Annotated in this window: 6 protein-coding genes; 2 read left to right on the plus strand and 4 right to left on the minus strand. The window is 33.9% G+C overall.

The window, feature by feature from the left end:
* Nucleotides 1-130: 130 nt before the first annotated feature.
* From ACOVQ4_RS22165 to ACOVQ4_RS22180, 4 genes are all read right to left on the minus strand, one after another.
* On the minus strand, nucleotides 131-694 hold the full coding sequence (locus tag ACOVQ4_RS22165; RefSeq protein ID WP_421822772.1) for a hypothetical protein: 564 nt from the start codon (nucleotides 692-694) through the stop codon (nucleotides 131-133).
* A gap of 127 nt (nucleotides 695-821) precedes the next feature.
* Nucleotides 822-1,466 carry a DUF4738 domain-containing protein gene (locus ACOVQ4_RS22170; RefSeq protein ID WP_421822773.1) on the minus strand — a complete coding sequence of 215 codons (645 nt, stop codon included), beginning with the start codon at nucleotides 1,464-1,466 and terminating at the stop codon, nucleotides 822-824.
* 602 nt (nucleotides 1,467-2,068) lie between these two features.
* Nucleotides 2,069-2,551 carry a hypothetical protein gene (locus ACOVQ4_RS22175; protein WP_421822774.1) on the minus strand — a complete coding sequence of 161 codons (483 nt, stop codon included), beginning with the start codon at nucleotides 2,549-2,551 and terminating at the stop codon, nucleotides 2,069-2,071.
* Nucleotides 2,552-2,946: 395 nt separating this feature from the next.
* A complete protein-coding gene (locus ACOVQ4_RS22180; protein ID WP_421822775.1) occupies nucleotides 2,947-3,378 on the minus strand; it encodes a hypothetical protein in 432 nt (143 codons plus the stop codon).
* Between the two features lie 419 nt (nucleotides 3,379-3,797).
* On the opposite strand from ACOVQ4_RS22180, the gene ACOVQ4_RS22185 reads away from it, so the two are divergent.
* Nucleotides 3,798-4,100, plus strand: a complete 303-nt coding sequence (locus tag ACOVQ4_RS22185; RefSeq protein WP_421822776.1) for a hypothetical protein — start codon at nucleotides 3,798-3,800, stop codon at nucleotides 4,098-4,100.
* 54 nt (nucleotides 4,101-4,154) lie between these two features.
* A partial coding sequence (locus ACOVQ4_RS22190; protein WP_421822777.1) for an alpha-L-arabinofuranosidase C-terminal domain-containing protein occupies nucleotides 4,155-6,585 on the plus strand: 2,431 nt, incomplete at its 3' end.

A 6,585-nucleotide genomic window follows, 5' to 3' on the forward strand; every position in this document is an offset into this window, starting at 1 on the left:
GATTCTGTTCCTGAGCAAATACTGGCGTAGCCATCGCCATCAATTGGACGGCTAATAACAGCAATAGAGATGTTTTTTTCAAGTGCATTTTATTGATTTAGAAATGTGAGTAATTTGAAGAATCGACCTATTAATAAAACCCCATCAAATATGCTATTCGAGGATTTTCTCTTTTGTAATAAACCCAAAAATTACTACTTTTTTGATTCTCAAAATTGGGCGGAAACCTTTGTACACGGGTATAAATTTGATTATTGATGGTATAAGAAAAGTCAAAATTATCAGAGAAGAATGATTTTTCAAGATCTATTTCTGTTGGGCGTATCTTGTTAAAAGAAGAGTCAATAACTGGTTTCCACCATTCAACTACAACTTCGGTAGGGTCATTTGTATCAACTTTAATAAAATACTTTTCTCCTAATTCAATGGTATTAATAGCCCTATCTACATTCACCTCATATTTTTGTTTCTGATACATAAAACGAAAGTGCGTGGTTTTACCGCCAAAGGAATAAATTTCTCCAATTACTTCAGCTCCATTTTCAAGAATTTTGCCTTCGTGAAAATCAACATACCAAAGAATTGCACGAAAAAATAGGAAAAATCCGATTAGAAGAAATAGGAAAGGTGCAATATATTTGTTAGAATAGGGAGTTATAGCTCTTGTATATCTTCTATTATTATTCATTCCCATGTAATATTGAATGCTTAGTCTACAGGTAAATGAGTTTTTCAATACTGTTAATACATCACATCTATTTCAAAGGATTGGAATCCTTTGAAATAGTGAGTACTGGCTAGGAAGCCAGCACTAGCGAGGCTCATTCCGATATTTTAAATTTTCCAAATTTATCAATGTTGACATTCATTAAAACTCCTATATCAGTTAAAGGAATTGATACAGAGTAGTTAAGAGTTATACCATCTTTTGTTATTTTATATAAATATGGCATTCTTAAGCTTCCGTATTGCTGTAGTAATGATGATAAGTACTTTTTGAATGTATTCTTATCGATATTTTGATTAACAATAGTGTCTTGATTATAACATAGGACTATAGTAGACATGAAATTATGGGTCAAAAAGGTTGTAGAGCTATCATTATTTGTAGAAATATATCTTTGAGGAATAATCAATTTGTTATCAAACAAACAGTAATATTTAATATGAAGATACATTTTGTTCTTTCCATCAACATTTAGTATCGTGTCTATTTTTGAAATTCTTTCATAGGAATTGATCAATTTTTCCTTTTCTAGAGCAACAGATGGAATAGCTTCAGAATTTTCGTTCCGTACTCCTTTAATCATTTGGCTATCTATCTGAGCTTTTTCAGATAAATTTATCGAGCTATCCAAAGCAGGCATATCGTATAACTTGATATTCTTACTTGATTTATCTTTAGAGCAATTAATTAAAAGTTGCGTAAGGGTTATGAGTACAATAATATATGAGTGCTTTTTCATAATAATTATTTTAAAAAAGTTGATTATTATGCATTCTATCCTTGTTACAAGTTTATCCATTTTATTATTTTCAAAAACACGTAGAAAATAATACCCAGAATTGCTATTAATATAATTGGATCCCAGCTAAATCTATTCGAAACAATAAAATCATAAATAGTCAAAATTAAGAATAATGACATAATGCCTAAAATCGCATATTTTAGTGTGAGCAAAAATTTTCTTAATAATTGTGTCTTTTTCATAAGTTAGTTTTTACCATTAAAATTTGCGTTAAATTGGGTTTCAAACAATAGTAGAAACGAAATAGTTTTTTTGATTCTGTTACATATCTCAATTTTAAGGTGTGGTTTCTTTCAAATTACTATTATTTTAACCAGACACAATACTTTAATCATGATATAGCATTTGTACGTATGAACATTGGTTTTTATAGGTGCATAAATTCAGATTATCCATTAATGACTTTCTTTGATCCCTTTTAATTTTAGTGAATTCCCTTCAAACATTTAATGTTGTTTCATTGCAAACTATCCCAAAAGCTCTTACCCCACAATTTCTAAGTTCCGATTTTGGGATATGCCTCAGCTAATACTTTACCGTTACCAAAGTTGTGGAAACTCTGAAAGATTAATAGAATTGATGCCTTTTATAGAGGCTCCCAACTGTAGTTTTCGAAGAATTTCTTTTATATCATTTGGGAATAAGTCAATTTGCATAGGCTTTTGAGGATGCGCAACTAAATGATATTCGTTGTTAATTGGCATGTTGTCCTTTGCTTTATCAAATGTATAAAATCCTTTGGTTGCCCATTTTTTGTAACACTCTAGGTACTCTGAATCATCCTTTCTAAGAAATTTTTTTTTGTTATTTTTGAGAACAGGGTTCAGTTCTGCCGCGGTGATTTCTGCCAATTTATCAAAGAAGTTATTTAAAATAGGGAGATAATCATAACTTTCTAAAACCAATTTAGGTATTTGTCCTCCCGATGAAGAAAAATGTATTAAATATTGTTCGCTGGATACTAAAAACCAGTCAATATCATATACTTCTGGATAGTCTATTAAATCATTTTTATTAACCATTGCTAACAGGCTTTTTAGTAATCACAGCTATATTGTTCCTCATTTTTATGTACCTCACTCAATGATTGTGATAATGACATTCAAAAAGGACTGAGGTCAATAAATTAAGTACTATTTTGAAGAAATTACTAATTCAGGGTATTATTTTTTACAACCTTTATTCATAAATAATCTGTTTTTAAAATTAGGTTTGTCTTAGATGCTGAATGATTATTTTAGTTTCACGCTTTGTTTCATCGAATGTCAGTACACTAGCCATAATTGTTAATTTCTGAGTAAAACTTTACAACTTTTTGTATGCTGAATGGCTTGCGGCAATATATTTTATACTTCTGCCTATGGTTTTTAAACTAGCGATGGTCAAGATTTTTGAGAGTTTTATGTATAGCAAGCGGTCAATGATACAACGAATCTGAATGCAAAACTTTAGATTTAGTATTCCGAAAAATATCCTCAATTACCTTTGTATCAGCTTTATAAATTGCTAATATCATTTTAATACCTAGGTTTAAATAGTCCAAATATGTCAAAATCATACTTACTTGAGCTTCATTGTTAGAGACCGCATTAAAAGGAATGTAAATTACATATTCTAAATACCGCTCTTTTTTACTTTGGTAGGATTTCTTGATAGCTAAATCTATCACTTCTTTACCCGTATTAACAATTACAAAAAGAGAATACTCCTCTTTCCCTAACAAAGAAATCTCCCCAGACTTTAATTTTAAGTCTATTTCTCGTATGAGCTCTTGATGAATTTCTAAGGGAATATCAAACGAATAACCCACTTGGTGAAATATAGAGTCGATTCTAAAATTATTTTGCATAAACTTTCTTGTTATTGATGGGTAAATCATTTAGCAATACAGTATCGGTTTGCTTATCGTATAATACATATAAATCAGAGGCAATGGCTAGGAAGTCAGCACTAGCAAAGGATTGGAATCCTTTGAAATAGTGAGTACTGGCTAGGAAGCCAGCACTAGCGAGGGATTTGATATTTTTTAGTTGAATAAATAAAAGTTATTGCTGTTTCTACAATTAGCCTCCACAGTCAGTACAACTTTTGATTTTTCAATTTCCAAAGATGAAATAATTGATTCACAAAATTGTCTTTTCCCACTAAATTATTTAATATTTCCTTCTAAATTTGCACGACTGTCCCACAGAGCCCAACAGTTCTGTCATTTTTTTTGCCTTTATTTGTGTCATATTGACACGTTTTTTTGAAGTATTAACAAAGCTTATGAAAAAAACTCTTATCACTGCGCTGACTTTACTGGCTACTGTAACCTTTGCTCAACATAATTTGGTAGGGGTCGACAATGCCGCTGCGATGCAAAATGTAGGGGCAACTATGCAGTTTATGGTTTTTACAGAAGATCCTGCTGGGTCTGTTGTTCCTGAAAAATCAGCGATTTCTATTGATTTAAAAGCCCTTGGATGTGTAGCCAAATGCCAGATTGTTGACTTATGGTCAGGAAAAAAAGTGGGTGTGATTACCGGTACTTTTGCTCCTGAAATCAACCGTCATGGTGCTGGGATGTAGAAAATTAGTCCTATCAAATAGTCTTGTTTTAACCTTAAACTGAATACCAATTTTATGAAAAAACTACTTTTGCTGTTTTGTTTTTTGTCAATACAACTCTCAGCACAAACCATTACTCAAGATTCTGTCTACCTTTTTTCCTATTGTTCTTTAAAAAATGATGGAAAAATAGGCTTGCAATTAGCATGGAGTAGCGACAAAAACACTTGGAATACTATCGGCAATGATTTTGGTGTATTAGGTTCTGATTATGGTACTTGGGGCGCTCAAAAGAGAATGCTCAGTCCGTTTTTATGGCTTGGTGCGGATGGACTTTGGCATTGTGTTTTTTCGGTAAATGAAAAGGATAATGCTTTGGCGCATGCAAGTTCGGTCGACCTAATCGCTTGGGGTCGACAGAGTTATCCTGTGTTTATGGGCAGTCAAAATTGCTTATTGCCAGAGTTTAAATATGATGCTAAAACAAAGGAATATCTTATTTCTTGGTTAAGTAAAGTTGGAGATAAAACGGAAATTTTTTCTACTTCTACTAAAGATTTCAGAAGTTATGGGAAAGAGCAAAAAGCTTCTTTATCAGCTCGTTTAAATCTTAGAACTGAGGTTAAACTAGGAGATAAAACCGAAACTGGTTTGGTTTATAAAGTGTCTTCGGCAGTTGTCAATAAGCTCTTGAAGTATTTGGAATCAGAAAAGGAAAGACAGAAGTTGTATCGTGAGAATTTGTATGAGGATACTCTAAAACTAGCCAACTTAAAACCATTATCTGCACAGGTAACTGTAGATTTTCAGAAAAGAAAACCAATTAGTTCAACATTGATGGGTATCTTTTTTGAGGATTTGAACTATGCTGCTGATGGCGGTCTCTATGCCGAATTGATTCAGAATAGAGATTTTGAATATAAACTTTCAGAAAAAGGAGGAAATGATAAATCCTGGACTGCTACAAAAGCTTGGCATACCACTGGTCAAGCTAAGCTTACTATAGACTCTATACGTCCAATTCATTATAACAATTCGCATTTTGCTGTTTTGACTACCACACAAAAAGGTGATGTCTTGGTGGCCGAAGGTTATGAAGGTATTGCCTTGAAGGCTGGTGAAACGTATTATTTCTCTTTATTTGCAAAAAATATTAACAGAAAAAACGGTAAACTGTCGATTCAGTTGAAGGACTCCTCGGGTAAAGTGTTCGCTGAGGGGTATGTAGATATAAATGGAACTATCTGGCAAAAATATGAGATTAGTTTATTGGTCAAGGAGTCAACAGCTAATGCTGAATTGTCGATTGTTCCTGAAACCGCTGGACAATATGCTTTGGATATGATTTCACTTTTTCCAAAAAATACCTTCAAAGGTCGTCGTAATGGACTAAGAGCGGATATTGCACAAGCGCTTGCCGATTTGCATCCACGTTTTGTAAGATTCCCTGGAGGCTGTGTGGCGCATGGGAATGGTTTGGATAATATTTATAGATGGAAAAATACGATTGGAAAGTTAGAGGAGCGCAAACCGATGTTTAATCTTTGGGGCTATCACCAAAGTATGGGGATTGGATATGGGGAGTATTTTCAATTTTGTGAGGATATCGGAGCGTTGCCGTTACCTGTGATTGCGGCGGGTGTTTGTTGCCAAAACTCAAGTGTGGGTGGAGCTGGTCAGCAAGGTGGTATCCCGATGGAACAAATGGATAACTATATCCAAGACATTTTGGATTTGATTGAATGGGCGAATGGCGACTTGACTACCAAATGGGGAAAAGTACGTGCCGCCAATGGACACATCAAACCTTACAACTTGAAATATATCGGCATTGGAAACGAAGATTTGATTACTGATTTGTTTGAAGAGCGTTTTAGAATGATTTTCAAGGCCATTAAAGCAAAGTATCCAGAAATCGTAGTAATCGGAACCGTTGGACCATGGTCGGAGGGAACCGATTATGTGGAAGGTTGGAAACTTGCCAATGATATTGGCATTCCGATGGTCGATGAACACTATTACCAATCGCCAGGCTGGTTTATCAATAACCAAGATTATTATGATAATTATGACCGTAGTAAATCTAAAGTATATCTAGGCGAATACGCAGCACATATCGGTGGAAGAGCCAATAATTTGCATACATCCTTGGTTGAAGCATTACACTTAAACAGTCTTGAACGCAATGGCGATGTGGTAAGTATGTCTTCGTATGCACCGCTATTGGCCAAAGAAGGTCATACTCAATGGAAGCCTGACTTGATTTTCTTTAATAATACCGAAGTAAAAACTACAGTAGATTATGAAGTTCAAAAGCTGTATGGCGTTCACGCTGGGGAAAGCTATATTGCTAGTCAAGTCGAACTGTCAGACAAGGATTCGTATCTCCAAAAGCGAGTTTCTGTTTCTGTAGTTGAGGATAGCAAAACCAAAGATTTGATTATCAAATTGGTCAATGTTTTGCCGACTTCGGTCGATACCAAATTGAACTTGAAGGAGTTTGATT

The organism is Flectobacillus sp., from assembly GCF_049240685.1.
Classification (GTDB): domain Bacteria; phylum Bacteroidota; class Bacteroidia; order Cytophagales; family Spirosomataceae; genus Flectobacillus.

Bases quoted from the DNA above. Each gene is read 5' to 3' on its own strand.
- ACOVQ4_RS22165 (WP_421822772.1), bottom strand. From the start codon at position 694: ATGGGAATGAATAATAATAGAAGATATACAAGAGCTATAACTCCCTAT.
- ACOVQ4_RS22170 (WP_421822773.1), bottom strand. From the start codon at position 1,466: ATGAAAAAGCACTCATATATTATTGTACTCATAACCCTTACGCAACTT.
- ACOVQ4_RS22175 (WP_421822774.1), bottom strand. From the start codon at position 2,551: ATGGTTAATAAAAATGATTTAATAGACTATCCAGAAGTATATGATATT.
- ACOVQ4_RS22180 (WP_421822775.1), bottom strand. From the start codon at position 3,378: ATGCAAAATAATTTTAGAATCGACTCTATATTTCACCAAGTGGGTTAT.
- ACOVQ4_RS22185 (WP_421822776.1), top strand. From the start codon at position 3,798: ATGAAAAAAACTCTTATCACTGCGCTGACTTTACTGGCTACTGTAACC.